We start from the raw sequence: 24,284 nt of genomic DNA, 5'->3' as shown, positions 1-24,284 counted from the left end.
TTTTTAGAAAATGAAGAACAAAAAAAAGCGTGTAAAACCTTGATTTTACACGCTTTTAGACTGTTTTAGACAATCTTTTGGCGGAGAGAGAGGGATTCGAACCCCCGGAGGTGTAACCCTCAACGGTTTTCAAGACCGCCGCATTCGACCACTCTGCCATCTCTCCGTAGTGGTTGCGTAAAAGGACTGCAAAAATATACTTTTTACCTTTCATGTCAAGCCCTCAGCAAAAATATTTTTAGCTATACCGCTTGTCTTTAAACGTATTCTCCAAATTCTTGGGGGTAAGTTGCTCCGTGGTTAGCTTATGTTCCAACGCCCTATCAATACTCACATTTAACTCAAAACCAATTAGTAACACCATCGAATTGAAGAAAATAAGCAGCATAATTACTATCAAAGTCCCTATAGAACCATACAGTTTATTGTATGAATTAAAATTGTTAACATAGAACATAAATCCATAGGTTGTGACTAATGATAGCACTGTTGCAAGGGTAGAACCTACGTTAAAAAACTTCCATTTGCGTTTTTTTGCAGGGCCGTAATAAAACAAACCCGATATAAGACAATACAAAAACAATATGGTTAAGAACCATTTTACAAACAACAACAAGTAGTACTCCAGCGAATCGCCGAACAAATTCTTATCGTTTAAGAAATCTAGTACTACTGTGCCCACCGTGGTAAGGATAATACTTATTATCACCAATAAGGCTGTGTAAACGGTAAGCCACAATGCTGCCAATTTTTGCCTCCATGCACTGCGGGTTTCAATGGCATCCGTATAGGTATTAAAGGCTTCAATCAGCGAGTTTACACCGTTGGTGCTAAAGTACAATGCCAACACAAAACCCAGTGACAACAGCCCCCCTTGACGCTTTTGCAAAATATCGCTAAGGGTGCTTTTTATGGCCTCAAAAGCATTGTATGGGGTAATGTTTTGTATAAACTTGAAAATCTCGTCTTCAAAGTCTTTTAATGGCAAATACGCTATCAAGGTAAAGAAGAAGATAGCAGCGGGAAACAATGCCAAAAAGAAGTTGAAGGCTATGGCCGAAGCACGGGTGTTGATGTCTGAATTACTAAGCCCCTTAATAAAAAAGGATAGTACGGTATAAATGCGCAAGCCTTGTAACCCCGGAAAAGTTAATTTTTTCAGCAGGTCCATCAGTGCTTTGTAGGGCGGCACTTTGCTCAACAACCATAAGTGAATTTTTTCCATCAGTCACTAAAATAAGGCAACAACCCATTCATAATTTCTTGCGGACAACGTACCGGCCTGCGGGTGGCCAAGTTCATAAATACTAATATAATGCTTGCTTTTGTTATCAGCTCGGTATCATTATATACTTCGTATTCTGTTATAAACTTACTGGTAGGCAGTTGACGTATTATTGTTTTAACAGTAAGGGTTTCATCAAAAAAAGCAGGACGTTTAAAATCAATGCTCATATGGGCTACAGGCATTGCAATACCGCTTGCCTCAAGTCCTTTGTATGTAATTCCAATCTTTTCAATCGCATCCACACGGGCCAACTCAAAATACATGGCATAGTTGCCATGATGCACATATCCCATTTGGTCGGTTTCGGCATACCGTACCCGTATTTTAGTCTCAGCTACAAACATTCACTGCAATAATACTTAATTAACGGCATTGACTCCCTAACCTGTATATAACAAAAACGCCCCATATAGGGGCGTTTGTAAACTATCGTTAGTATAAGATTACTTCACTACAAAGAACTGAACACGGCGGTTTGCTTGCAAGTGCATAGCACCGGTTCCTTTGGTAATAGGCTGACGCTCACCATTGGTTTTGGTTATCAACCTTGATGGGTCTACACCAAAATCAACCAATAGTTTTTTAACATTATCAGCGCGGCGTTGTGCCAAACGAAGGTTGTACTCGTCGCTGCTGCGCATATCGGCATTACCAATCACTTCTAATTTAATGTTAGGGTTGTTTTTCATTGCCAACGCCACGTTTTGCAAATCAGGAAGGTGGGTTGGATAAGGCTCATCCACGTTGGTGGCAAAGAAGATAGCAGGTAAGAAACTTACACCGCCACCGCCGCCCATACCGGCTGAAATGTTATCACCTTGGTTGTTTACGATTTGGTCGGCCAATGCCTTGTTCATAATGGGTATACCTTGGTGGTTTACCAAAAATTCTGAAGGTGTGCTTGGAGACAAATCTAAAATATCGGGAACACCGTCGCTATCTTCGTCTTCGGCAATACCTGTATTGGCATCTACCTTAGCACCCGGAGGTGTGTTAGGCTCTTGGTCGTTTACATCGGGTACACCGTCAGCATCTAAGTCAACAGCTTCACCACTACCCCATACTTTAGCGCCGGCAGGTGTGTTTTCTTCTTTGTCAAAGCGGTCAGCAACACCGTCGCCATCGCTATCTTTATCAAGTTTATCCAGTTTATCTTCTAACTTAGATATCTCTTCATAAACACTGGTAATAGGGTTAATCCAATCCAAGTGTTCTTGGCCTTTTTTACCTATTTTAATGTTTAATACTATTTGAGGGAATGAGTATGAATCGAAACGACGGTTAGGGTGAATAGGAGCGTTCAAAATATCCATTGAGTCTGTACGTACCCAACGCATACCATATTCAATACCTAAATCAATTGATTTTGTGATGTTACGCTTAACACCTAAACCATAGGTGAAACAAATATGGGTACGGTCGTATTGTAAACTAGAGGTTTGTCCGGCAGGAGCTGAAGTATATTCAAACTCTGATTTGCTGCTCATTATTACTTGCCCGATACCGGCAGCTGTGTATATGTTCCAATTCCATTTTTTGCGGAAAAATGAAATGTTACCAAGGGTTAGCACACCTTGCAATTGGTATTCAAGTATGCGTGAATTTAAATCGTAATAGCGGAAATTAAACTGGGTTGGTTTTTCAACTTCTGAGCGTACGCTGGCATAGTTTGCCAAAAGGCGAATGCCTAATACGTGAGAGAAGTTATACCTTAGGTTACCACCTACTGAAATACCGGGTTTCAGTTTGTCGGCATCGCCGTGAAAAAATGAAGTACCTGCTTGAAAACCCACCACAAAATTCTTGGCATCTTTGTTTTGTAAAAAACGTAACGATGTTTTTTGTTTAGAGTTTTGGCTTGAGCTCTTCTTGCTTTGTGCATTCGCAACAGTTGCACCCAGCAGCAAAAGACCGGAAACCAACGTTACTTTAAAGATTGTTTTCATACAACGATTTAAAAAACTTTTTACCAATACTACCATTATTAATGTATTAAACCTGCTTAACTTATTAACCAACAATGATACACAAAGTACCCGTTTTGCTTTTAGGCACCCGTTTTAAAGTGTATAAAGTTAAGTATTATTTTTATAAAACCAATATTAGCAAGGGTTTTGTAAAACAATTTGCCCAAAGTTTATAAAAAGTAATGGTTATTTATGATCTGTATATTTTTTTAAACAGCCCTTGTGCAATTGTTTAAAACCTGTACGAAAGCGAGATTCCCAATAATAAATACCAATCTTTATTCTCGGGTTTACCTCTTCTGGCCCCCTCTGTAAATCTGCCTCCCGAAGGGTCTATAAGGTGTGATACTGCATCAGGGTCGGTACCCGAATTGGCGGCTTGTACTTTAGCTATGTTGGGAAACTTACCGCTCACATCGTCTAAGTAATCGGTAAAGGTTTTTACAAAGTTTACTTCCAGCTCTGCAATAAAGTTGTAGCCCAACATGGTTTTAAAGCTGAAACCAACGGGCAAGGCCAACTGTGTAAGTCTGTATTTTTTTCCATTGCCGCTGGTTTGTCCCTCGGTGCCTATATCTCGCAAACTGTACCATTTGCCTTGGTATTGTGCCTTGGGATTAAAGTGAAATACGGTAATACCTGTAGATAAACTTGGAATAAACCTGTTTTTATCACTAAAGATATAATGGCTTAAATGATATTCAGCCTGTATGGTAAAATCATACAACGGCGACCTGAAACTAAGGTTACGTTCGCGGCGCAGTTCGCTGGGCGAGTAACGGTCGTTGCCACTCAACGCCCCGTAATTAAACATTGCCCTGAATGATATTCTGCGCGAATAGTTATACCTGAACCTGATACCATAGGCATCGTTTATCTCGTCACGGTTAAAATCGTTGGTACTTAAATCTCCAAAATAATTGGTTACGCCCAGCATTAAACCCAGTTCATACGAGTGGGCTCTTTTTTCCAGCTCTTTCAGTTTAGGGTCAACTGTTTCAATAACACCTTCGGTGGGTGGCGGGGTTTTCCATTTAAATGCATTGGCATAAAACACCTCCAAATCAATTTTCCGGTTCATTTTATACAACCCGAAAATCCTGTTCAAGTAAAACTTACCAAAGCTTGCAGCAGGCAACTCAAAACCTTCTTGGTCTTTAAGCCCGCTAAACACTAAATAAAACCCATGCTCAATGCCTGCAACTTTCTTCACCAATAGTTTGGCTTCTGTTGCACCAGCACTGTAAGTAAAGTCGAAATCATACAAGGGTTGTGTAAATATCTTGCCCAACGAAGTATCTAAATAGGCCGCAAACAACACCGGTTTTTGGTTTTTTGCAATAGGCTTAGACAGTTGCAATGTGATTGTTTTACCAATAAAATCTACTACCGGTTTATTCGGGTCGTTCTTGCCTGAATCTAATGTAATTTGTGTGATGAATGCTTTTACCTCTGCTGCGGGCTTTATAAGGTAGGGCGTATGTTTTAACTCAGGTGCGAATTTATCTTTATGAAACCCGTAAGTGTTTTTATTCACCCACTCGCTATTAGCCTCTTTTCCCCAATAGTTTTGGGTAATATCAATCTCTTTCGCAGTACCGTCAAACCCTGTTCCCGCCATGTCCAATACGGTATCGCTGTGTTCATGGAAAATATAATTTCCCGTAAACACATTGTTTTTAATTGAAATCGGCTTTTTCTCAGCATCAGCGTCCATTTCCCCGTTCAGCGGATTGTCTTTTGCGCGGGGTTTAAAATCGTACACCGTATTGTTAGCAATAAGGTTGTTGATAAAGTTGTATTGAACGTTATAGGCTGATAATGCTTTGAAAGTGATGCAGCTTAGGTTATCGGCAAATATGTTACCCTCAAAATCAAACTGTATGGTGGCTGTGTTTTTTAAATGCTCTGCATTACCCACCAATACTCCTGCATCGTTGTTATTGATGTTTTTAAACTGGCAATTCTTAATCAATACTGATGACCTGTACCAGTTATTATCAAACGTTAAAGGGCGTATCAGCCCGCTAAACTCAGCATACTCAATGTGGACAGCAGCCACAGGATTGGGCCCCGCAAAGCTAATCCCCATGCCTTCATCAGTGCTATTAAGGCTGTAAAAACTTACAAATTCGTTAGGGCGACCTATTACTTTTAACCCGCCTAATACTACAATTTCGGAACCGGGGTTAAACACCAATTCACTACCGGCCTCAATGGTAAGCGTAGCATCTTTTGCTACGCGCAAATTGTTTTGTATCAGGTAACGGCCTGCCGATAGGGTTTTATCTGAGAATATATTTCCCGAAAGGGTAATAAATGCCGAGCTATCGTTTTGTGCTCCCACGGCAAACAGCGCAGGGGCAAAAAACAACAATAAAACGGTATATTTTATTACCTTATTCATACATTTATTTTACACTAAATACTACAGGGGCAACATCTTTGGTAGTACCATCTGTGGCCTCTATACGCACATTATCAATAATTAATAAATCGCCAGCTTTTAAATCGCGCACCAATCTGCGGCTTTCTGACGAAAAATCTCTGCCTTTATTAACTACTGACTCTTTGCCGTAGTTGTTCACCTTCACTACCTCGTAACTCAAAATATTATATACATCTTCTTCACCGGGTAAAGCTATTGAGGCAGCAGTAAGTTTATCCTGTACCTGTAATATTTTACGCGAGATATTACCCCCTGCCCTGCCATCAAGCATTACTTGCGGCGAGGGTAGTTTTTTTACTTCGTAAGTACGTTGGGTTACTAAATATCTCCCCTCTTCATTCAAGGCATATATTTTTAAATGAGCCAACCCTTCTTTGGTAAATCGTAAGTAGTATTTACCACCGAAAGGAATTACCTCACCCATGTCAATTTCAAGCTCTAAGTCTTTGTTTTCAAATTCTGTAGCCTGCACTTTAATGGGGTTATCAACGCCCATGTACAAAATCTCAGGGCTGTTTTTTTCTGAAAACGCTGTACGAAGGTTGGTAACCGCAAAATCTTGTGATGCAGTATTAATGCTATCTACCACTAAAAACTCATACTTGCCTGCTTTGTTGGGTGTGTAGCGTACCACTCCATCTTGACTGATGCTTAGCTCTTTTACTACCTTTCCTTGGTATTTAACATAGCTTTTAACACCTGTGTACCCCCTTGCACTATCCAGCAAAATAACTCTGAAAGCAATTTTATCGCCTACAATAAAGTTTTTGGTGGCCAACACCTCAACCGCAATTGAATTGGTTGATAATATGCTGATACTCCTGCCGCTTTTGTTTTGGCTTTGGTTGCCCGCAAGGTATTTTATCAGCTTGTGTTTGGTAAACAATAAGTCGGTACGGATTTTATGCAAATTGGCAATAGCCACGGCCAATGGCGTTTTGCTAAAGAAAAAACTTTCCCAACTGCGCTCTTTACCCGATGCACCTTTTAATATCATACCGGTTGGTAAAACAGAATCCAGTCCCGCGGTTAACGCTGACAGGTTGTAGGTGTGTATTTTTTGTTTAATGGTTTCTATCTTTTCTTTTAGCTGAATAGCCTGAGTGCTTTTAACCAAAATACGGTTTGACACCATAAAGTTTTTAGAACTGTTAAGGTATTGGTTGGCATTATAACCACCTACGCTATTTTGCAACAGCAAAGTCATTGTATCTATTTGGTCTATGGCTTGGTCTATGGCTGCCGAAACATCCATAACGTTATAAAAATCTTGTGCTAAGGGTGTATTTAAAAACAACTGCTCATCTAAACGAGCCATGTCCTCATCAATCTTGCTTTGGTAGTCATTACCGGCTTGCTCAAATGATAAAGCGGTGTATTTACTTGAGTCTACAAACTCCGAGGGTAAATAGATAAATGCAAGCGTTATAAACACAATGTACATCAGGTTTATAAGCTTTTGCCTTACCTGGTTATTTGTATTCCCAAACATCCGCCCCGCAGTTATTTACTATCAACCCTCTTATTGCGCATTACCATTACCTCATTAAAATCGTTGTAAAACTCATTAATGCTGCCAAGGTTGCGTTTCAGTTCTTTCATTTGCAGTTCGTACCCGTTGTTGGCATCTTCCAGTTTTTTTATGCTGGTGTTCATGCCTTCAACTGAACGCGTTAACTGGGTGAATATGTCGCTCAATTTGTCGATGTTTTGCTCCATCTGCTCCAACTTCGTTTCAAGATAAGCCGAGTTGCGCTTCACCATCTCGTTATTCAATCCCACTTGGTCGTATATCTGAACATCTTCTTCGGTTTCATCCAAGATGCCCGGAAAAACCTTTTCCCATTTGTATTTATTGGGTTTGCTGGTAAACCTGAATGATGATATTAAAAACACCAATACTTCGGTTCCCAACCCGATAATAAATATCTCATCGGCGTAGTTCCAATCCATAAACTTGGCCATTGCGCCAAGTATTACAATGGCTGCTCCAACGCCATAAACAAAATTCAGAAAATCAAACTTTGGCTTAACTCTTTCCATCGTACACACCTTATCCTGTGTACAAACAAATTTATAAGATAGAATGTGCCTTAGGGTGTGGTATTATACCAGTGGTGGCAAAAGTATGATGAGTGGTTTATTTTCGTGATTAAAGGTTTTTATCAGGTTTCCGATAACCTTTTCATCACTTAATTGAGGAACAGAAAGTATAGTATCGACGCGCTCTGACAACGCGCCGGGTTTAAAAAATTTAGTTTTAACAGTTTCTATTACTTTCAACTGCCCTTCTACCGAGCGTTTGCTCACTTTTTCAAGTTTATTATCCAGCTTTTCAAACGTTTCGGTAATACGTTTAAATTCACCTTCGATAAAAGGTTTCAGGTTAGCATCCATGCCCAAAGCGGCACTTTTAATAGTTTCTAATTCAGTTGCAATTGTTTTGTAATGTGCTGACAAGTCAAGACTTTCAACTGTATTGTCGGCTAAAAATGCGGCTTCCAATTCCTTTTCGTCCGACATGAAATCAACGGGAGCAAAACCGATGGAGGCAATTTTTTCCACAGTCTTCTCATTTAACACTATCAACGACTTGCGAAGTTCTAAAATGGGAAATTGCACCCCGTTAATCCCGAACATTTCTTTCAACTGAAACCAATAATTTACTTCGGCTGGCCCGCCTACATACGCCAAGTTGGGAAGAATCACCTCCTGATACAGAGGTCGCATGATAACGTTGGGGCTGAATTTTTCGGGATTAGTGACAATTTCATTCCTCAATACCGCTTCATCAAATACAACATCACTGTCTAATACCTTAAAGGTATTCTCTTCTTTCACTATGCGTGTACGGCTGTTATCGGTAAGGTAAAAGAAATTTATATCGCGGGGATGTATTTGTGTTTTGTAGTTCTGTCCCAGTTGTTCGCTGGTTTTGCTAACTACCCCCACGTTTTGACCTTTAAAAATATCGTCTTTTATGTAAGGAATGAATTGTTGCTTAAGCTCTTTATCATCGGCATCAATCACCACCAAACCTGTGTGACCGAATAATTGGTGCGTTACTGCGCGGGTTGCATCGGCAAGTGTAGGGTATTTTGCATACGCATCGGTAAACATTGCCAGCAGCTTTTTAGCTTCTTCATCGTTTTGTACCAATGCTGCAATATCAGCTTCAAGGTTGTTAATAGTTGCAGGTGATAATCTGCCAACTGCGCCTGCAAATCCTTCGGTTTGCGGCCATTTAAACTCCCTGTTGTATAAATTTAGGTGGCTTATCTCTTCAAAATCATGGTCTTCAGTAGCCATCCAAAATACGGGCACAAATTTGTGGCCTTTAAAATTCTCTTCCAGCCAACAACATCGGGCAATGGTAGTAAGTATCTTGTACGCTACGTAAAGCGGGCCTAAGTAAATGTGTATCTGCTGCCCTGTGGTTATTGTAAATGTATTATCGTCAAGCAGGGCATCTATGTTCTTTTGCACTGCCGCTCCGTTGGGCTGTTGCAATAAATCACCGTATTGGGTAGTAAGTACCTTATGCAACACCTTTCGGTTTTCAAATGAAAACCTGCGGTTTTTTATTATTTCACCATACCCCTCAAGGTTGGGATAAGTTTCATAAAAAGGTTTTAGTTCGGCTGCGTTTTGTAAATAATCAAAAACAGCTTTAGGGTAGTATTGGCCCAGTTTTTCTTCGTGGGCGGCTATGTATTGCATGGGTGCTTATATTATGGTTATTGTACGATAGTACCGTACAAATCAAATTCTTCGGCAGTGTTAATGGTAACATTGGCAAAATCACCCACACGGGCATAGTTTGCTTTTTTATCTACCAACACTTCGTTGTCAACTTCAGGAGAATCGAACTCGGTACGACCTACAAAATACCCGCCTTCCACACGGTCAAACAGTACTTTATAAGTGTTCCCTACTTTTTCTTTGTTCTTTTCTAATGAAATTTCTTGCTGGATGGCCATCAACTCCTCTGCCCTTTCGTCTTTTACCTCTTGGGGTATATCATCGGTAAGGCTGTGAGCATGGGTGTTCTCTTCGTGTGAGTAGGTAAATACCCCCATACGGTCAAACTTCATTTGCTGCACAAAATCGGTAAGCTGGTTAAACTCCGCTTCGGTTTCTCCGGGATGCCCCACCAACAATGTAGTACGGATAGCAATACCGGGTACTTTTTGGCGGATGGTGTCTATCACCTCTTCTGTGCGGCGACGGGTAATGCCTCGACGCATTATTTTCAACATATTATCCGTTGCGTGTTGCAAAGGGATATCTATGTATTTGCAAATATTGTCGCGTTCGGCCATCACATCCAGCGCGTCTAAAGGAAACTGCGAAGGAAACGCATAGTGTAATCGTATCCATTCCAATCCTTCAACGTCGCTTAGGTTACGCAATAAATCTGCCAATTTTCGCTCGCCGTATAAATCAAGTCCGTAATAAGTACTGTCTTGGGCAATCAGCATCAACTCTTTGGTGCCTGCCTTTACAAGGTTTTTAGCCTCAGTAACCAGTTGCTCAATGGGTTTTGAAACGTGCTGGCCGCGCATTAGCGGTATGGCACAAAACGAGCACGGACGGTTACACCCTTCTGATATTTTTAAATATGCGTAGTGCTGAGGTGTGGTGATAAGGCGTTCGCCAATTAAATCGTGTTTATAATCGGCCCCTAATGTTTTAAGAATATTGGGCAGTTCTAATGTACCGAAATAGGCATCTACTTGAGGAATTTCGCGCTCCAAATCGTCTTTGTAACGGTGCGAAAGGCAACCCGTAACGTACAATTTATCAATGTTGCCGGCTTCTTTTTCATCAACGTATCGCAATATGGTATCAATACTTTCTTGCTTAGCGTTTTCAATAAAACCGCAAGTGTTTACGATGATAATATTAGAGTCGTCTTTTTTCGATTCATGCTCAACCTCAAACTGATTGGCTTTTAGCTGGCTATATAAAACTTCGCTATCCACAAGGTTTTTGCTACAACCCAGTGTTACGATGTTAATCTTGTTTTGCTTGTGTGATTTAGTGCGCATTATTAAACTGCAAAAGTAGCAAATGCCTGCTGCACTTTATACAAATATTAGCAGGCATCTTACCGCACCATTGTTTACTGTTTAGAAACGCACAATGGCAAAGAAGCACCGACACTGAATGTATAGGGATATAGGTTTAAAGCAGGGTATTGTTTATCAATGTAATCCGTCAGCGCATAATCAAACGCCGCTTTCCATGTTATGTTGTATTTGAGTACAGGAAGTATGTAACCTGCCTCTACATGAGCATTTACCAACCACTTGGCATAACCTTCGTTATCAAATGTTTTTTTATTGAAGTTGTTTTTGGGGTTCCACTGCGTTGCGTAATAATATTTAGAATAACCATAACCGCTCAACATTCTCAACACTTTAACACCCGCCGAAACTGATAACCGCTTATTTACCGCGTATTGCACCCCGATGGGAATACTAATGTAGTTATAGGAGTAATTACGTTTTACGGCTATAGGTAAACGACCTTTATAGGAAGGTAATTCATATCCATTCTTGGGAACAATTTGATCGGAGTAATGTACATCGTATTTACCCGATGTGTAATTGTACTTAGTAAACCCTATCCCTATATAGTAGGCATACTTTTCTTTGGGGGTATAGTAATACCGAACTTCTGCTTCGCCGCCCAACCTGCCTTTTAAATCACGAGAGGGTAACGGGGGCAATGACGTAGAAAAATTGTACACTGAATAATTAGAAAACAACTCCACGCTCAACTTCCTTTTTTGGGCAAAGGTGGAAAATGAAATCAGCAACAAAAAGAAGGTAATTATTTGATTACGCATAGCCAAGCCAAAGATAGAGATCGCAATCTATGACTTAAACAACGAATCGATAAACTCGTGTTTGTTAAATACCTGTAAGTCTTCCATGCCTTCACCTACACCGATGTATTTAACGGGTACCGAAAACTCATCGCTGATACCTATTACAACACCGCCTTTGGCTGTGCCATCCAATTTGGTAAGTGCAAGGGCATTTACTTCGGTAACAGCAGTAAACTGGCGGGCTTGTTCAAACGCATTCTGGCCGGTACTTGCATCCAATACCAACAATACCTCGTGGGGTGCATCAGGAATATGTTTTTGTACCACACGGCGAATTTTTGAAAGCTCGTTCATCAAATTCACTTTGTTGTGCAAGCGGCCTGCGGTATCAATAATAGCTACGTCATAACCTCCTTCTGCAGCTGCTTTGGCAGTTTCAAAAGCTACGGCGGCAGGGTCGGCATTCATACCTTTATCTACAATATCCACACCTACCCTTTTGCTCCAAATGGTAAGCTGGTCTACAGCGGCAGCCCTAAAGGTGTCGCCTGCCCCTAATAAAACTTTCTTGCCTTGTTTCTTAAACTGAAAAGCCAACTTTCCGATGGTAGTGGTTTTGCCTACACCATTCACACCCACCACCATAATTATATATGGTTTTTTGCCTGCGGGTATCTGCAATTCGCCCGTGGTGTTATCGCCTTCGGGTAGCAGGTTGGCCATTTCTTCTTTTAGCAGGGTGTTTAGTTCACCCGTTCCTACGTATTTATCTTTGGCAACGCGCTTTTGTATGCGGTCGATTATTTTGAGCGTGGTATTAATACCCACGTCAGAACTCACCAAAATTTCTTCAAGGTCGTCCAAAAAGTCATCGCCAATGGTAGACCTACCCACCAAGGCTTTGCTTATTTTGTCAAAAAGTCCGGTTTTGGTTTTCTCAAGACCTTCATCCAGCTTTTGTTTTTTGTCCTTGCTGAAGAAACTGAATATTCCCATAGGTTTATATATAAAAAAAGCCCCCTAAGTTATAGGAAGCTTCGTTAACTTATACTTTTGAACAAAAATTTCTTATTTAAAGTAAGTTTTTACCTGATCAGAAGGGATAATCTCTTCTTTAAAGGTATAAGAGCCGGTTTTAGGTGAGCGAACAGTTTTAATAACTTTTGCCCATTGTTTACCTTCTCCTGTTTTCAGCGTAGCAACAACCTTCTTAGCCATGTTTTACTATTATTTAATAAGTGGTTACTTAATTTCTTTATGTACGGTGTACTTCTTAAGGATAGGATTGAATTTTTTCAACTCCAACCTTTCAGTAGTGTTTTTCTTGTTCTTGGTAGTAATATACCTAGAAGTGCCGGGCATACCGCTCTCTTTGTGCTCGGTACACTCCATTATTACTTGTATGCGGTTACCTCTTTTTGCCATCTTCGTAAACTAATTAAATCTTACCAGTTTTCATGTACTTGTTAAGGCAGGCAGTAATCCCGTTTTTGCTAATTGTACGCATGGCTGAGGTAGATACTTTCAAAGTAATCCACTCATCCTCTTCGGGGATATAAAATTTCTTTACCTGCAAGTTGGGCCTAAACCTCTTGATAGTCTTTTTGTTTGAGTGAGAAACATTGTGTCCTACAAGGGTTCTTTTGCCAGTTAAATCACAAACGCGTGCCATTTTCTTTTCGTTAAAAGGATTGCAAAGGTAGAACTTTATCTGATAACAAACAAGTCACCCTTATATTTTTTACAAATATTACTATTCATACAACAAGTATTTTTTGCGGACGCTTTTATACGTCTCTAGTGCAGGCTGCCAACTTTCCACTATTTCATCGGCGGTTTTGCCCGCTATTACTTGCTTTCGCAATTGGTCGGTACCGGCAAGCTTATCAAAAAAGTCATTAAAAAATTTCTCTTTGTCGGCAGACTCTTTATAAAAATCAACCAACCACGATAAATACAGCCCGTTGTGCAGCGGCATAAACGATTTACCAAACTCAGTAAGCAATATGCCTGTACATTTTTGCCCCATATAGGGGGGGGTCTCAGCCACACCGGGTATGCGTACGGGGGTAAACTCATAACTGCCTTTTGTGAAACCGGGTTTCCCCACAGATTCAAACGGTTTGTTGGTGCCCCTGCCTACGCTTACATCGGTACCTTCAAAAAAGCACAACGAGGGGTATAAATACACCGACTCTATGGTGGGCAAGTTAGGCGATGGTTTTATCGGCAGTTTATACATCACCTGATGAGTGTAGTTTTTACATTTAATAACGGTTAGTTGGCATTGTGCGCCCTTGGGCAGCCACTTTTCGCCGTTTATCATCTTAGCATATTCGCCCACCGTCATACCGTGTACAACGGGCACGGGGTGCATTCCTACAAAGCTTTTAAAATTGGTGTCCAACACAGGGCCATCAACATAATGCCCGTTAGGGTTAGGACGGTCGAACACCAACAGCGGCAGCTTGTTTTCTGCACACGACTCCATAATGTAGTGCAACGTAGAAATGTAGGTATAGAACCTCGCTCCTACATCTTGTATGTCAAATATTATGTATTGCACGTCTTTTAAATCGGCAGCAGAAGGTTTCTTCTTACTTCCATACAGTGATATAACAGGTAATTTGGTGGCACTGTCTATTCCGCTCTTAATGTACGCTCCGGCCTCTTGGTCGCCCCTAAAGCCGTGTTCAGGAGCAAAAATGGTTTTTATCTTCACCCCTAAAGCCAACAGGCTATCCACCAAATGGCGTTGTTTGATGTGTGAAGTTGGGTTTACCACAACAGCCACATTTTTACCTTTTAGCAGCGGCAAATACTCGGCGGTTTGCTCAGCACCTACGCTTACTTGGGCGTTTAGTTTTACTACCGTTAGTACTAAAATTAACAGGGTATAATATTTATACATACTTGGGGACGAAATTAGGCTTAAAAATTAAATACAAAGAGTAGGCCAGCGTTTGATTTGTTGCTTTTATGAGCTTTAACCCCAAAAGTACCGTCGCAGAAAACGGATTAATTGTTTTTCTTAAACCATAAGTTGCGACACAGGATAATCCCCCCCAGCCACATACCTCCTTGCCCAACGGCGTCACCTTTAGTTACCACATTAATCTCTTGCCCCACTCCTCCGTAAACAGTTAGTAACCATTTTTGGTTGAGTGTAAATAACAACCCGATATCAAACGTGGGTTGTAGCACATTGATGATTGTTTTACCGCTTGCAGGTACGTTGTCCCAATCTTTCCAAAAAATGTCCATTTTCCAGAAATCAACCCGTGTACCGACTACAAGGTGTGCATCGGTTTTATCGTTAATTGCAAAACCTAAATCATACGCGTGATAACGAATACCCACAGACGCTCCATAACCGCCGCCCTGTTCATCGTCATTAAGGCCGCTAAAATTTTTTCTGAAAGCCCGATTGTACCCTATTCTAAAATTAAGTTCCCAGCCCGATTTGTTTACAAACTCAGCCCGTAAGCCATAAATCTGTCCCGCAGGATAAGCGCTAAACTCAACGCCAAACCGTTTTCTAAACGGTTTAGTATTAAATCGTTCAAACTCATTTGCAGAGGCTTGACAATAAAAAAGAAGCAGTAAAAGAGAAATACAAAGGTGTTTGCAACCAGCCATACGGCAAGTTACTAGAAACTAATGTTAAAGCCTAAGCTGGGTAATATGGGCAACTGGTTCACGCGGATGTAATTCACACGGTCGAAGTAAAAAATATTCTCCCTGTCGTAAACGTTTATACAGCTTGCTATCATATTCAACTCGCTGTATTTACCCAATTTCACTTTTTTCTTTAATGATAAGTCTAAGCGGTGGAATGTTGGCAAACGTCCGGTGTTTATATCGCCGTACAAAATGCCTAAATCACCGTTAGAAGAGGTATAGTCTTGGCCTATGCCGCCTTGTAGTGGCAATTGCTCGTAAAAGCCTTGAGTAAGTGTAAAAGGAAATCCTGAGCCAAACGACCAACGGGTGTTAAGTTCCCAACTGCCGTTTTTACCAAACGCATAAGAACCTACAAAGTTGATATTGTGCCTGCGGTCGAAATTGGGAAAATAGGTACGGATACCATCGTTACGGCTAACGTAGGTAAGTGAGTACACCATCCACAAATACAGGTTTTTGTACTCGTATTTAAGGCGTACATCCACCCCACTTGCATTGCCCGATTCAACTACATAATCTTTACGTTGGTATTCAGGGCGGTCATAAAATTCGGGGCTATCGTCAAACAGCTTATCCCTGTTTACGTTGGTTATTTGGTTAAATTGTTTCACATACCCTTCAACCATCAATTCCCATTTTTTATTCAAATCGTATTCAACCCCCAACACGATGTGACGTGATTTTTGCAGGCGGGTGTTTACGCTTTTGCCGTTGAATGAAGAAGGAAGATTATCAGGGCTAGCCAAAAAGCCGTAAAACAAATTCACCACATCACGGTCGCTGGTGGCAGCCATCAGGTTTTGTGAGTACATACCCGCTGCTGAACTTATCCTTAAACGTGAAGTAATGTTATACTTTGCACTTAAACGAGGCTCAGGCGATTGTTCAGCCAACGATGCGTAGTATTGCAAACGGAAACCGGGTTCAATTACCCAACGCTTTTTCACAATGCGGTGGCGTATAAAAAAGGCAATCTCGGTGTTGTTATCCAACTGCTCCAGTTTACGGCCTGCTGCGTTATACGTAGAAAAATCAGTAGCAAAACCATTCAGCTCCAACCCGTATTTAATATCGCTCAAACCCATTAAGTAGGTAAAGTTCAAGCCCACATTAAACCCGTTGATACCGCTTTTGCGGGGTAGGTTGTCTTGTTCTTGCTGCTCCATGCTATAATTAGAGAACGACAAGAAACCATCCACTACTGTTTTTGTAGCATCAGGGATGGCAACAAAACGGGTACCGAAACCTCTTGATTTCCAATTGTATTTGGTACTGCTTTTAAAATCTACTTTATCATTAAAATCAAACCCAAACACCTCGAACTTGCTACCGTTACGGGCGTTAATAGAGAATTTACCGTACAAATCAGAGAAGCTGTAAGGCAAACGGTCTTTATCAATATGGGGGTAAAAAATCTGTGAGCTCTTGTTTAAGTATGAGTTTTTATACGATATGATGAACGATGAACTGCCGCCGCCCTCTTTAAACTTTTTCAAAGGTCCTTCAAACAATAATTTTGAAGTGAAGGGGTTAGCGGCCACTTTGCCCGCAAAACGGTTTTTGCTACCTTCACGGGTGGTTACATCTACTATCGCTGATACACGACCGCCGTATTGGGCTCCGAAACCTGCCGAATACACATCGGCATTACGGATAATATCGGCATCAAATACCGAAAACATACCGATAGAGTGGAAAGGGTTGTAAATAGTCATCCCGTCCAACATTATTTTGTTCATTACCGGCGAACCTCCACGTATAAACAATTGTCCGCCTTGGTCGCCCGTAGTAACAACACCCGGTAATATTTGCAGGCTTTGCACCAAATCAGGTTCTCCACCTACAGTAACTAATTGTTGTAAATTCTTTTGGGTAAGCTTTGTAGTAGCCACATTGGTTTTAGTGGTCTTTTCCTGCTGCTCGGCAGTTACTACAACTTCTTCAACATTCAACACCGATTCGTTTAAATACAGTGTTCTGCTCAATACATCATTGTTGCTGGTAACCTTCATCACAATGGTATCGTAGCCTGTATAAGTTGCTACTAGCGTATAAGTACCGGGGGCAACTTTATTAATGGTAAAAAAACCGTTAATATCAGTTGCAGCACCTTGCAAAGGTTCTTTTAGCACCACACTCACCCCTATCAAAGGTTCTCCTGTGGTTTTATCAAATACAACCCCGCGTATCTCGCCTTTTTGACTAAAGGCTAAAACAGCTGAAAATATAAGGATAATGAGCGCTACGGATTTCTTCATGGCAAAAAACGGGCGCAAGCTAAACAATTTTTGCATTACGGTGTATATTAACGATAAAACCAACCCAAAGGTTGATACCTTGCAAACAAAATGTTGAAAGAGAACGAAGATTACTATTACGAGAAGGGTTTGATGGTGCTTACCGAGAAGTTTCACCGCAAACGCGGGTATTGCTGCGGTAACGGATGCCGACATTGCCCGTATGAATATAGCAGTGTGCCCGAACCAAGACGAACTCTGCTACTAAAAAACAAGAAAAAGTAACCCGCCGTAGGGGTAAACGCTGCTTACATTGTATAATGTATGTGCTACGTTGTAAATGATGTTTAATTTAACATTACTTTTTGCATAGAAACACAGTAAACTTGCACTACCCATTTTTTTGGAACGGAAATTGAATTTACCCTTATAAACATATACGGACTATGAAAAAAGCATACATTATTGCCCCCGCTATCGCTCTTATGCTAGTAACTTCTGCCTGCCAAACCCGCAAAGTTGAACGCATAGACCCTAACCAAGTAACCGATTTGAGCGGCCGCTGGAACGACACCGACAGCAAACTGGTTGCCGATGAAATGATTACCGATGCACTGGGTCGCCCCTGGTTAAAAGAATTTAACGAGAAAATGGGCCGCAAACCTGTGGTTATTGTGGGTCGCATACGCAACAATACTACCGAGCCTGATATCCAACCCGAAACCTTTATTAAGGATATTGAAAAAGAGTTTATCAATACCGCTACTGTAACCGTAGTTCAATCAAAAGAAGGTCGCGATGATTTGCGTGCTGAACGTGAAGACCAACAAACTTTTTCTACCGAAGAAAGCCGCAAAAAATGGGGCAAAGAAAAAGGTGCCGACTTTATGATGATGGGCGTTATTAACAGCAACGTTGATGCCTACAAAAACGAAAAAGTGGTGACTTATAAGATTAACCTTGAGTTGATTGACCTTGAAAGCAATATTAAGGTTTGGATTGGCGACAAGGAAATTAAGAAATACATCAAAAACTAAGGGCAGCCCCCTACCCTTTTTGTCCCACTTTAGTTTTAATATCCATCACCTTACCTTATGATAGGAATAGATAAGGCAAAACGGCTATTGCTGGCAGCAGGCTTGCTGTTGCTATACCCTGCTTGCTCGTATTACACCCGCAACTCGTACGAACTGAACCAACACCTTGCCAACGGCAATGTGAAACAGGCGTACGAAATGGTGAGTACGAAAGAGGACAAGTGGGACAAGGGTAAAGACAAGGTATTGTATTACCTGAACAGGGGCGCACTGGCCTGGATGGTTGGTAATAATACCGAGAGCTATAAATACCTTTTAAAAGCTGATTATTACTGGGAAGACCTGAATACCAATTACGGTCGAGAAGCATTATCGTACCTGATTAACCCCCGTGTGAAAGAGTACGGCGGCGAAGATTTTGAGGCGGTAATGATTAGCTATTACCAGATTTTGAACTTTGTACAAATGAACGACCTTGAGCGTGCCCGTGTGCAGGCCCGACGGTTGAGCCTTCAATTGCAACGAATTGATGACAAGTACAAAGACTGGGTATTGGGCGATAAATCATTTAAACTGCAACACAATGCCTTTGCACACACCCTGCTGGGAATAGTGTACGAGCTTACGTTGGATTATAACGCTTCTTTTATTTCGTACCGAAACGCAATCGGATACTATGAAAGCGAGTACAGCCAGTTCTTCGGGCTGAATGCACCGCTTCAACTTAAAAAAGACTTGATACGTGCTGCATACCTTTCAGGTTTTAGCAATGAGGTAGAATTTTACACCAAAAAGTATAGTTTGACTTTTGACCCTAAAACCGATGCGAAAGCAGGTAACCTTATTTTCTTTTGGAACAACGGACTAGGCCCTGTAAAAAGCCAAGTAACTGCTGATTTCACAATTGTAAAAGGCGTGGGTGGCTGGTACACATTTACCAACCCGCAATACGGCTATTCAATCCCTGTGTATTATGGTTCTAACGACCCAAACCAAAGTAGCGGCTTTAGTGATGTTGAACTAATAAGAGCTGCTTTCCCCGCCTATGTGGAGCGGAAGCCGTTTTACCAAAGTGCTACTTTAACAGCCAACGGGCAGAGTTTTGCTTTTGAAACACTGGAAGATATTAATGCTACTGCATTTAAAACCCTTAACGACCGTATGCTGCACGAGTTTGGCAAAACCTTGTTGCGCTTAACGCTTAAAAAGGTAGCTGAACATCAGGCAAAAAAAGAGAACAAAGACGCAGGTGCAGCCATCGGTTTGATTAATTATCTAACAGAACAGGCCGACACTCGCGGCTGGAACTCACTGCCGCACACCATCAACTATACACGGGTTACACTACCTACCGGTCCGCAAGAAGTGAAACTTACTTTGCAAGGACTAAATAACCGTGTGGATACCGCTACATTTAAGTTTGATATAAAACCGGGACGTACTTATGTGCAACCTTATCAAACCATACAATCAATAAACAGTTATTTTTGAGGCCATTTATGAAGCCTGATTTATCCCATCTCATTACGCAAAACCCTGATTTTGCTGATACCATACGCCAAAAACTTACCGCACAGCATTTTATGCACCACATTGGTGCCAACCTTACTGTAATTGAAAAGGGATATATGGAGTGTGAGCTTACTATGCAGCAACAGCACTTGCAACAAGCCGGGTTTACACACGGCGGAGTAACTGCTACCTTGTGCGATTTGGTTACGGGCTTTGCCGCATTTTCGTTGGTGGCAGAGGGTGAAGCTGTGGTTACTGCCGACTTAAAAGTAAGTTACCTGAACCCCGGCGACGGTGAACGTTTAATTGCCAAGGGTTGGGTGATGAAACCCGGACAAATGCTGCACTTTTGTGAGGGAGAAGTTTGGACTGAGAAAAACGGAAAACTTACCCAAATAGCCCACTGCACCGCCCTAATGGCCGTTGTGAAAAACCTTGCTAAGAGGGATTAGCTTTCCACCCGCATACTTCGATAAACTCAGTATTCAATAGGCTTAATACTACAGCCGCGCTCTGATTTATTAATTATAAAAGTTATTGTGATGAAATACCGAAACAAGTTCGGTATGACTGGCAAAGGTTGCCTCCCGTCATCCTGAACTAGTTTCAGGATCGCGTAATCAGCTCCTCTTGTGTTAAAGAAGTTATACTACTTCTGAAAGAATTGTATTAATAGTTGCCACCTTATTACCCGAATAAGATTTCTCTCCAATTTTACCAATCCACTTAACCCCCAACGCATTGGTAATAAATACCTCATCAGCTAGGTGCAAATCAGTAATTTCAACGGGCTGTTCTTTTACGTTAAATCCTTTGTTGGGCAATGTAGCCAGCAAATGGCGGCGCATCACTCCGTCTAAACAGCCCTCGCTAAGCGGTGGGGTGATTATCTCACTTCCACGCACTATAAAAACATTGCTGCTGGTGCATTCGGCAATACGCCCGTGACTATTAAGCAATACGGCATCATCCACCCCGTTTTCGCGCACCCACATACTGGCCAGTGTATAAGTAAGGCAACCGATGGTTTTAAGATTGGCCAAAAAATCGGTGTTTTTGTAGGTTTCTTTATAAACACCCAATACCAACCCCTTTTCATTCAGTACAAACGGTTTATTGGTAATAGGAGCCGCTTCAACCAAATACGATACTGTGTTTACGTGTGGTAAATAAGTACCGTGCCCGTTTCGCCAAAAACTAATACGCACTTTGGCGGTGGGGTGTTCTTCATCCCTTAAAAAATCATACAACAACGGTGACAGCCCTTCAAACGAAAAGTCGTCGGGTGTTTGCATCTTAAGCTGCTTTAGTGTTTTGGCAGCGCGCTCAAAATGAAGACGTAATAACGGAATGCTTCCATCATGAAACAACATGGTCTCAAAAAAAGCATCTCCATACCTAAAGGCTCTGTTATACAATTCAATAGCCGGTTCGGGGGTTATTTGTCCGTTGTATAAATACATGTGTGTGCGTTTTTGTCAAATATAATCAGTCAAACCACCTATTCGACAAAAAGCAATACTAAAGTTTTTTTACCCGCGTTAATCTTCATTGTAAACCAATTGTATAACTAACTAATGAATACTAAGCTATTGTTATCAACTGCTATTGCAGGGCTAATTGTTTTGTCATCATGTAAAAAAGATAAAAACGACCCCGTGCCACAACCTAATCCTGTACCTGATTATGCCGTACTGAAAGTGGGCAGTTATTGGGTGTACGACACTTATTATAGCGACTCAAACGGGGTTGAAACCCTTACAGGTCAAAGAGATAGTGTGTTTGTTGAAAAAGACACTGTAATAAACGGTAAAACCTATTACAAAAAGGTAGTTGTATCAATGGTTAACCCTTCCATATCCTATTGGAGGGAAGAGGGCGGCAAACTCGTAAATCATTTAGGTAATTTCCTTCCTGATAAAGAAGGTGTTTTGGGTTCCAGAACGGAGTTGATGAATAACGACACTCTTTTTACTGCCACTTCTACACTATTAGCAAATGAAACTCCGGTAACAACTCCTGCCGGTACCTTTACCGTTAAAACAATTGAGCACGTTTATAAAATTTATGATAAGCAACAAGCCGGCTATAGCTATCGTTATAAAAACACATATAGTAAATACCACCCTACGTTGGGTGATATAGAACGCACCTACTTTTATATGTCTCCAACAAGTTTCCAATACAATTACATAGTTCGGTTAACCAAATACCATATAAACTAAAAGAAACTCATCTCCGCTATATTTTGTCGCTGCCCGTTACCTGTTGCAGGTGCGGGCAGTTGTTTTTGGTTTCACATATAAAATAACCCTGTACACATTATCAGGGTGTACGTTCACATATTTCGCTTGCTTAGATGTGCAAAAAGCCGTTGATTTGTCTGTAATACGAACCGAAGATATTGATGGCGACTAAAATTAAAGTGCTGCATACTATTAGGCAAGGGAAAATTGGAGGGGGAGAAAGCCATGTATTAACATTGGTACAAGAGTTAGACAAAACACGTTTTGAGCCGGTAGTACTATCTTTTACACCCGGCCCTATGGTGGACGAGTTGAACAAAATGGGCATTGAAACCCATGTGATTTATACTGAAAGAGGGTTCGACTTCGGTAAATTCGGGATTATCAAAAAATTTCTACAGGATAATAAAATACAACTGGTTCATAACCACGGTACACGTGCCACATCAAACCTTTGGTGGGCTTGTAAAAAACTGGGGATTCCCATGCTATATACCGTGCACGGTTGGTCGTTTCACGACGATCAGCGATTTGTAAAGAAAAATGCGCGCATTGCATCAGAAGCATTTTTAACCCGCCAAGTTGATGTTACCATCTCTGTATCTTACTCAAACCAAGAAACAGGCAGGGGTTGTATCAAAGGGTTTCAATCAAAAGTAATTCGTTACGGTATCGACCTTAAAAAGTTTAATGCCGACGGTGTTACTTCTAATATCCGCGAGCATTACAAAGTGAACCCTAACCACGTATTGATTGGGTACATTGTGCGTATGGACGTGCAAAAAGACCCTATTAATATGATAAAAGCCTATAAGCAAGTGTGTGATGCCCGCAAGGACGTTACTCTGCTTATGATTGGCGAAGGCCCCCTGAAAGCAGAAACATTGGAGCTTATTAATACATTAGGCATCAGCGACCGTGTGATAGTTGACAATTTTAGGCAGGATGTGCCCAATGTGTTAGCAGGTATTGATGTGTATTGCCTACCCTCTCTTTGGGAAGGGTTACCCATTGGTATGATGGAAGCGATTGCCATGCGCAAATGTGTGGTAGTTAGTGCGGTTGACGGCTCAAAAGAGATTATAAAAGACGGTGAAAACGGCTTGCTGGTAGCCCCACAAAAGCCTGATGAGCTGGCAAAGGCTCTTATAAAAGTTGTTGATGATGCGGATTTACGCGCTAAACTTGGACAAAATGCACTGAAAACCGTGCAGGAAGAGTTTAACTCGGTTACAATGACCCGTAAAATTGAGGATTTGTATATGGAGGTGCTTGGCAAACGTTCACAAGCAACGGCCTAAAATACCGAAGCGTTTATAAATTCGTTCAAAGCTTCGCTGTTTGCACCGCGTACTTGGTCTTTATTACCTTCCCATTCCTTCTTTCCTTTATAGATAAACACTATACGCTCTCCAATATCAAATACCGTTTTCATATCGTGGGTATTTATAATGGTGGTCATATCGTATTCCTCAGTAATTTCAAGAATCAGATTATCAATCACGCGGCTGGTTACAGGGTCAAGACCGCTGTTTGGTTCATCACAAAACAAAAACTTAGGATTAAGGGCTATTGCACGGGCAATCCCTACCCTCTTCTTCATACCACCGCTAATTTCAGAAGGCAATAACTTGTTAGAGTTTACAAGGTTTACCCGTTGAAGACAAAAATTCACCCGCTCCAGTTTTTCTTCTTTGTTCATCTCGGTGAACATATTTAGCGGAAACATCACGTTTTGTTCAACCGTAAGAGAGTCAAACAAAGCACCGCCCTGAAACAGCATCCCAATTTCGCGTCGTATCAGCTTCTTCTCGTCGTACGCTGCGTTGGCAAAATCCTTCCCTTCGTACAATATTTCACCGCTATCAACTTCTAACAGCCCTACCATACACTTCATCAGCACGCTTTTTCCGCTTCCGCTTGCACCAATAATCAAATTGGGCCTGCCTTTGGCAAACATGGCCGAAACGTTTTGCAGCACATGTTTTTCACCAAAACTTTTATTCAGGTTCTTAACTTCAATCATCC

23 protein-coding genes and 1 tRNA gene are annotated in these 24,284 nt (G+C 41.3%); 5 read left to right on the top strand and 19 right to left on the bottom strand.

Features of this window, described 5'->3' with window-relative positions; all coding sequences use genetic code 11:
* Positions 1 to 78 precede the first annotated feature (78 nt).
* The 17 genes from F9K23_10270 to F9K23_10190 form a co-directional block, all read right to left on the bottom strand.
* A tRNA-Ser gene (locus tag F9K23_10270) sits at positions 79 to 166 on the bottom strand.
* A gap of 72 nt (positions 167 to 238) precedes the next feature.
* Positions 239 to 1,225, bottom strand: coding sequence for a YihY/virulence factor BrkB family protein (locus F9K23_10265; GenBank protein ID KAB2915635.1), 987 nt, complete (start codon positions 1,223 to 1,225; stop codon positions 239 to 241).
* Complete coding sequence (locus tag F9K23_10260; GenBank protein KAB2915634.1) at positions 1,225 to 1,632, bottom strand: acyl-CoA thioesterase; 408 nt, start codon at positions 1,630 to 1,632, stop codon at positions 1,225 to 1,227. The genes F9K23_10265 and F9K23_10260 overlap by 1 nt, the downstream gene beginning before the upstream one ends.
* Positions 1,633 to 1,731: 99 nt before the next feature.
* The gene (locus F9K23_10255) at positions 1,732 to 3,270 is read right to left on the bottom strand and encodes an OmpA family protein (protein KAB2915633.1); all 1,539 of its coding nucleotides are present in this window, start codon (positions 3,268 to 3,270) and stop codon (positions 1,732 to 1,734) included.
* Positions 3,271 to 3,487: 217 nt separating this feature from the next.
* Positions 3,488 to 5,662 carry a hypothetical protein gene (locus tag F9K23_10250; protein KAB2915632.1) on the bottom strand — a complete coding sequence of 725 codons (2,175 nt, stop codon included), beginning with the start codon at positions 5,660 to 5,662 and terminating at the stop codon, positions 3,488 to 3,490.
* 4 nt (positions 5,663 to 5,666) lie between these two features.
* The gene (locus tag F9K23_10245) at positions 5,667 to 7,196 is read right to left on the bottom strand and encodes a hypothetical protein (protein ID KAB2915631.1); all 1,530 of its coding nucleotides are present in this window, start codon (positions 7,194 to 7,196) and stop codon (positions 5,667 to 5,669) included.
* Between the two features lie 11 nt (positions 7,197 to 7,207).
* The gene (gene gldL / locus F9K23_10240) at positions 7,208 to 7,747 is read right to left on the bottom strand and encodes a gliding motility protein GldL (protein ID KAB2915630.1); all 540 of its coding nucleotides are present in this window, start codon (positions 7,745 to 7,747) and stop codon (positions 7,208 to 7,210) included.
* Positions 7,748 to 7,810: 63 nt separating this feature from the next.
* Entirely contained in the window at positions 7,811 to 9,424 is a 1,614-nt protein-coding gene (gene bshC / locus F9K23_10235; GenBank protein ID KAB2915629.1) for a bacillithiol biosynthesis cysteine-adding enzyme BshC, read from the bottom strand.
* 17 nt (positions 9,425 to 9,441) lie between these two features.
* Positions 9,442 to 10,755: a 30S ribosomal protein S12 methylthiotransferase RimO gene (gene rimO, locus F9K23_10230; protein KAB2915628.1), complete on the bottom strand. Its 1,314-nt coding sequence runs from the start codon at positions 10,753 to 10,755 to the stop codon at positions 9,442 to 9,444.
* A gap of 74 nt (positions 10,756 to 10,829) precedes the next feature.
* Positions 10,830 to 11,558: a PorT family protein gene (locus F9K23_10225; GenBank protein KAB2915627.1), complete on the bottom strand. Its 729-nt coding sequence runs from the start codon at positions 11,556 to 11,558 to the stop codon at positions 10,830 to 10,832.
* 27 nt (positions 11,559 to 11,585) lie between these two features.
* A complete protein-coding gene (gene ftsY, locus F9K23_10220; protein KAB2915626.1) occupies positions 11,586 to 12,536 on the bottom strand; it encodes a signal recognition particle-docking protein FtsY in 951 nt (316 codons plus the stop codon).
* 72 nt (positions 12,537 to 12,608) lie between these two features.
* A complete protein-coding gene (locus F9K23_10215) occupies positions 12,609 to 12,758 on the bottom strand; it encodes a DUF4295 domain-containing protein (GenBank protein KAB2915625.1) in 150 nt (49 codons plus the stop codon).
* A 24-nt stretch (positions 12,759 to 12,782) separates the two neighbouring features.
* Positions 12,783 to 12,965, bottom strand: coding sequence for a 50S ribosomal protein L33 (gene rpmG, locus F9K23_10210; GenBank protein KAB2915624.1), 183 nt, complete (start codon positions 12,963 to 12,965; stop codon positions 12,783 to 12,785).
* A gap of 13 nt (positions 12,966 to 12,978) precedes the next feature.
* Positions 12,979 to 13,212, bottom strand: coding sequence for a 50S ribosomal protein L28 (rpmB, locus tag F9K23_10205; GenBank protein ID KAB2915623.1), 234 nt, complete (start codon positions 13,210 to 13,212; stop codon positions 12,979 to 12,981).
* A gap of 81 nt (positions 13,213 to 13,293) precedes the next feature.
* Positions 13,294 to 14,451, bottom strand: coding sequence for a DUF1343 domain-containing protein (locus F9K23_10200; GenBank protein ID KAB2915622.1), 1,158 nt, complete (start codon positions 14,449 to 14,451; stop codon positions 13,294 to 13,296).
* Positions 14,452 to 14,558: 107 nt separating this feature from the next.
* Complete coding sequence (locus tag F9K23_10195; protein ID KAB2915621.1) at positions 14,559 to 15,179, bottom strand: hypothetical protein; 621 nt, start codon at positions 15,177 to 15,179, stop codon at positions 14,559 to 14,561.
* 11 nt (positions 15,180 to 15,190) lie between these two features.
* On the bottom strand, positions 15,191 to 17,677 hold the full coding sequence (locus tag F9K23_10190) for a TonB-dependent receptor plug domain-containing protein (protein KAB2915620.1): 2,487 nt from the start codon (positions 17,675 to 17,677) through the stop codon (positions 15,191 to 15,193).
* A gap of 230 nt (positions 17,678 to 17,907) precedes the next feature.
* Between F9K23_10190 and F9K23_10185 the strand changes: the two genes are divergently transcribed.
* Genes F9K23_10185 through F9K23_10175 form a run of 3 tightly spaced genes read left to right on the top strand, consistent with a single transcriptional unit; the run spans position 17,908 to position 20,462 of the window.
* Positions 17,908 to 18,498, top strand: coding sequence for a penicillin-binding protein activator LpoB (locus F9K23_10185; protein KAB2915619.1), 591 nt, complete (start codon positions 17,908 to 17,910; stop codon positions 18,496 to 18,498).
* A gap of 57 nt (positions 18,499 to 18,555) precedes the next feature.
* Entirely contained in the window at positions 18,556 to 19,989 is a 1,434-nt protein-coding gene (locus F9K23_10180) for a hypothetical protein (GenBank protein KAB2915618.1), read from the top strand.
* An 8-nt stretch (positions 19,990 to 19,997) separates the two neighbouring features.
* Positions 19,998 to 20,462 carry a PaaI family thioesterase gene (locus tag F9K23_10175; GenBank protein KAB2915617.1) on the top strand — a complete coding sequence of 155 codons (465 nt, stop codon included), beginning with the start codon at positions 19,998 to 20,000 and terminating at the stop codon, positions 20,460 to 20,462.
* 192 nt (positions 20,463 to 20,654) lie between these two features.
* Here the strand turns inward: F9K23_10175 and F9K23_10170 are convergent, their stop codons facing one another.
* Complete coding sequence (locus F9K23_10170; GenBank protein KAB2915616.1) at positions 20,655 to 21,473, bottom strand: aminotransferase class IV; 819 nt, start codon at positions 21,471 to 21,473, stop codon at positions 20,655 to 20,657.
* Between the two features lie 114 nt (positions 21,474 to 21,587).
* On the opposite strand from F9K23_10170, the gene F9K23_10165 reads away from it, so the two are divergent.
* Positions 21,588 to 22,235: a hypothetical protein gene (locus F9K23_10165; GenBank protein ID KAB2915615.1), complete on the top strand. Its 648-nt coding sequence runs from the start codon at positions 21,588 to 21,590 to the stop codon at positions 22,233 to 22,235.
* A 179-nt stretch (positions 22,236 to 22,414) separates the two neighbouring features.
* Positions 22,415 to 23,557 carry a glycosyltransferase family 4 protein gene (locus tag F9K23_10160; protein ID KAB2915614.1) on the top strand — a complete coding sequence of 381 codons (1,143 nt, stop codon included), beginning with the start codon at positions 22,415 to 22,417 and terminating at the stop codon, positions 23,555 to 23,557.
* Here the strand turns inward: F9K23_10160 and F9K23_10155 are convergent.
* Positions 23,554 to 24,282 carry an ABC transporter ATP-binding protein gene (locus tag F9K23_10155; GenBank protein ID KAB2915613.1) on the bottom strand — a complete coding sequence of 243 codons (729 nt, stop codon included), beginning with the start codon at positions 24,280 to 24,282 and terminating at the stop codon, positions 23,554 to 23,556. The genes F9K23_10160 and F9K23_10155 overlap by 4 nt on opposite strands.
* Between the last annotated feature and the right edge of the window lie 2 nt (positions 24,283 to 24,284).

This window comes from Bacteroidota bacterium (assembly GCA_008933805.1).
GTDB lineage: Bacteria > Bacteroidota > Bacteroidia > UBA8524 > UBA8524 > SB11.
Note: the sequence above shows the minus strand (reverse complement) of the source record. Positions and strands in the feature narration are given on the sequence as shown.

What these genes read in the sequence shown, in the direction of transcription:
- F9K23_10265 (KAB2915635.1), bottom strand. Translation starts at nt 1,225, where the DNA reads ATGGAAAAAATTCACTTATGGTTGTTGAGCAAAGTGCCGCCCTACAAA.
- F9K23_10260 (KAB2915634.1), bottom strand. Translation starts at nt 1,632, where the DNA reads ATGTTTGTAGCTGAGACTAAAATACGGGTACGGTATGCCGAAACCGAC.
- F9K23_10255 (KAB2915633.1), bottom strand. Translation starts at nt 3,270, where the DNA reads ATGGTAGTATTGGTAAAAAGTTTTTTAAATCGTTGTATGAAAACAATC.
- F9K23_10250 (KAB2915632.1), bottom strand. Translation starts at nt 5,662, where the DNA reads ATGAATAAGGTAATAAAATATACCGTTTTATTGTTGTTTTTTGCCCCT.
- F9K23_10245 (KAB2915631.1), bottom strand. Translation starts at nt 7,196, where the DNA reads ATGTTTGGGAATACAAATAACCAGGTAAGGCAAAAGCTTATAAACCTG.
- gldL (KAB2915630.1), bottom strand. Translation starts at nt 7,747, where the DNA reads ATGGAAAGAGTTAAGCCAAAGTTTGATTTTCTGAATTTTGTTTATGGC.
- bshC (KAB2915629.1), bottom strand. Translation starts at nt 9,424, where the DNA reads ATGCAATACATAGCCGCCCACGAAGAAAAACTGGGCCAATACTACCCT.
- rimO (KAB2915628.1), bottom strand. Translation starts at nt 10,755, where the DNA reads ATGCGCACTAAATCACACAAGCAAAACAAGATTAACATCGTAACACTG.
- F9K23_10225 (KAB2915627.1), bottom strand. Translation starts at nt 11,558, where the DNA reads ATGCGTAATCAAATAATTACCTTCTTTTTGTTGCTGATTTCATTTTCC.
- ftsY (KAB2915626.1), bottom strand. Translation starts at nt 12,536, where the DNA reads ATGGGAATATTCAGTTTCTTCAGCAAGGACAAAAAACAAAAGCTGGAT.
- F9K23_10215 (KAB2915625.1), bottom strand. Translation starts at nt 12,758, where the DNA reads ATGGCTAAGAAGGTTGTTGCTACGCTGAAAACAGGAGAAGGTAAACAA.
- rpmG (KAB2915624.1), bottom strand. Translation starts at nt 12,965, where the DNA reads ATGGCAAAAAGAGGTAACCGCATACAAGTAATAATGGAGTGTACCGAG.
- rpmB (KAB2915623.1), bottom strand. Translation starts at nt 13,212, where the DNA reads ATGGCACGCGTTTGTGATTTAACTGGCAAAAGAACCCTTGTAGGACAC.
- F9K23_10200 (KAB2915622.1), bottom strand. Translation starts at nt 14,451, where the DNA reads ATGTATAAATATTATACCCTGTTAATTTTAGTACTAACGGTAGTAAAA.
- F9K23_10195 (KAB2915621.1), bottom strand. Translation starts at nt 15,179, where the DNA reads ATGGCTGGTTGCAAACACCTTTGTATTTCTCTTTTACTGCTTCTTTTT.
- F9K23_10190 (KAB2915620.1), bottom strand. Translation starts at nt 17,677, where the DNA reads ATGTCGGCATCCGTTACCGCAGCAATACCCGCGTTTGCGGTGAAACTT.
- F9K23_10185 (KAB2915619.1), top strand. Translation starts at nt 17,908, where the DNA reads ATGAAAAAAGCATACATTATTGCCCCCGCTATCGCTCTTATGCTAGTA.
- F9K23_10180 (KAB2915618.1), top strand. Translation starts at nt 18,556, where the DNA reads ATGATAGGAATAGATAAGGCAAAACGGCTATTGCTGGCAGCAGGCTTG.
- F9K23_10175 (KAB2915617.1), top strand. Translation starts at nt 19,998, where the DNA reads ATGAAGCCTGATTTATCCCATCTCATTACGCAAAACCCTGATTTTGCT.
- F9K23_10170 (KAB2915616.1), bottom strand. Translation starts at nt 21,473, where the DNA reads ATGTATTTATACAACGGACAAATAACCCCCGAACCGGCTATTGAATTG.
- F9K23_10165 (KAB2915615.1), top strand. Translation starts at nt 21,588, where the DNA reads ATGAATACTAAGCTATTGTTATCAACTGCTATTGCAGGGCTAATTGTT.
- F9K23_10155 (KAB2915613.1), bottom strand. Translation starts at nt 24,282, where the DNA reads ATGATTGAAGTTAAGAACCTGAATAAAAGTTTTGGTGAAAAACATGTG.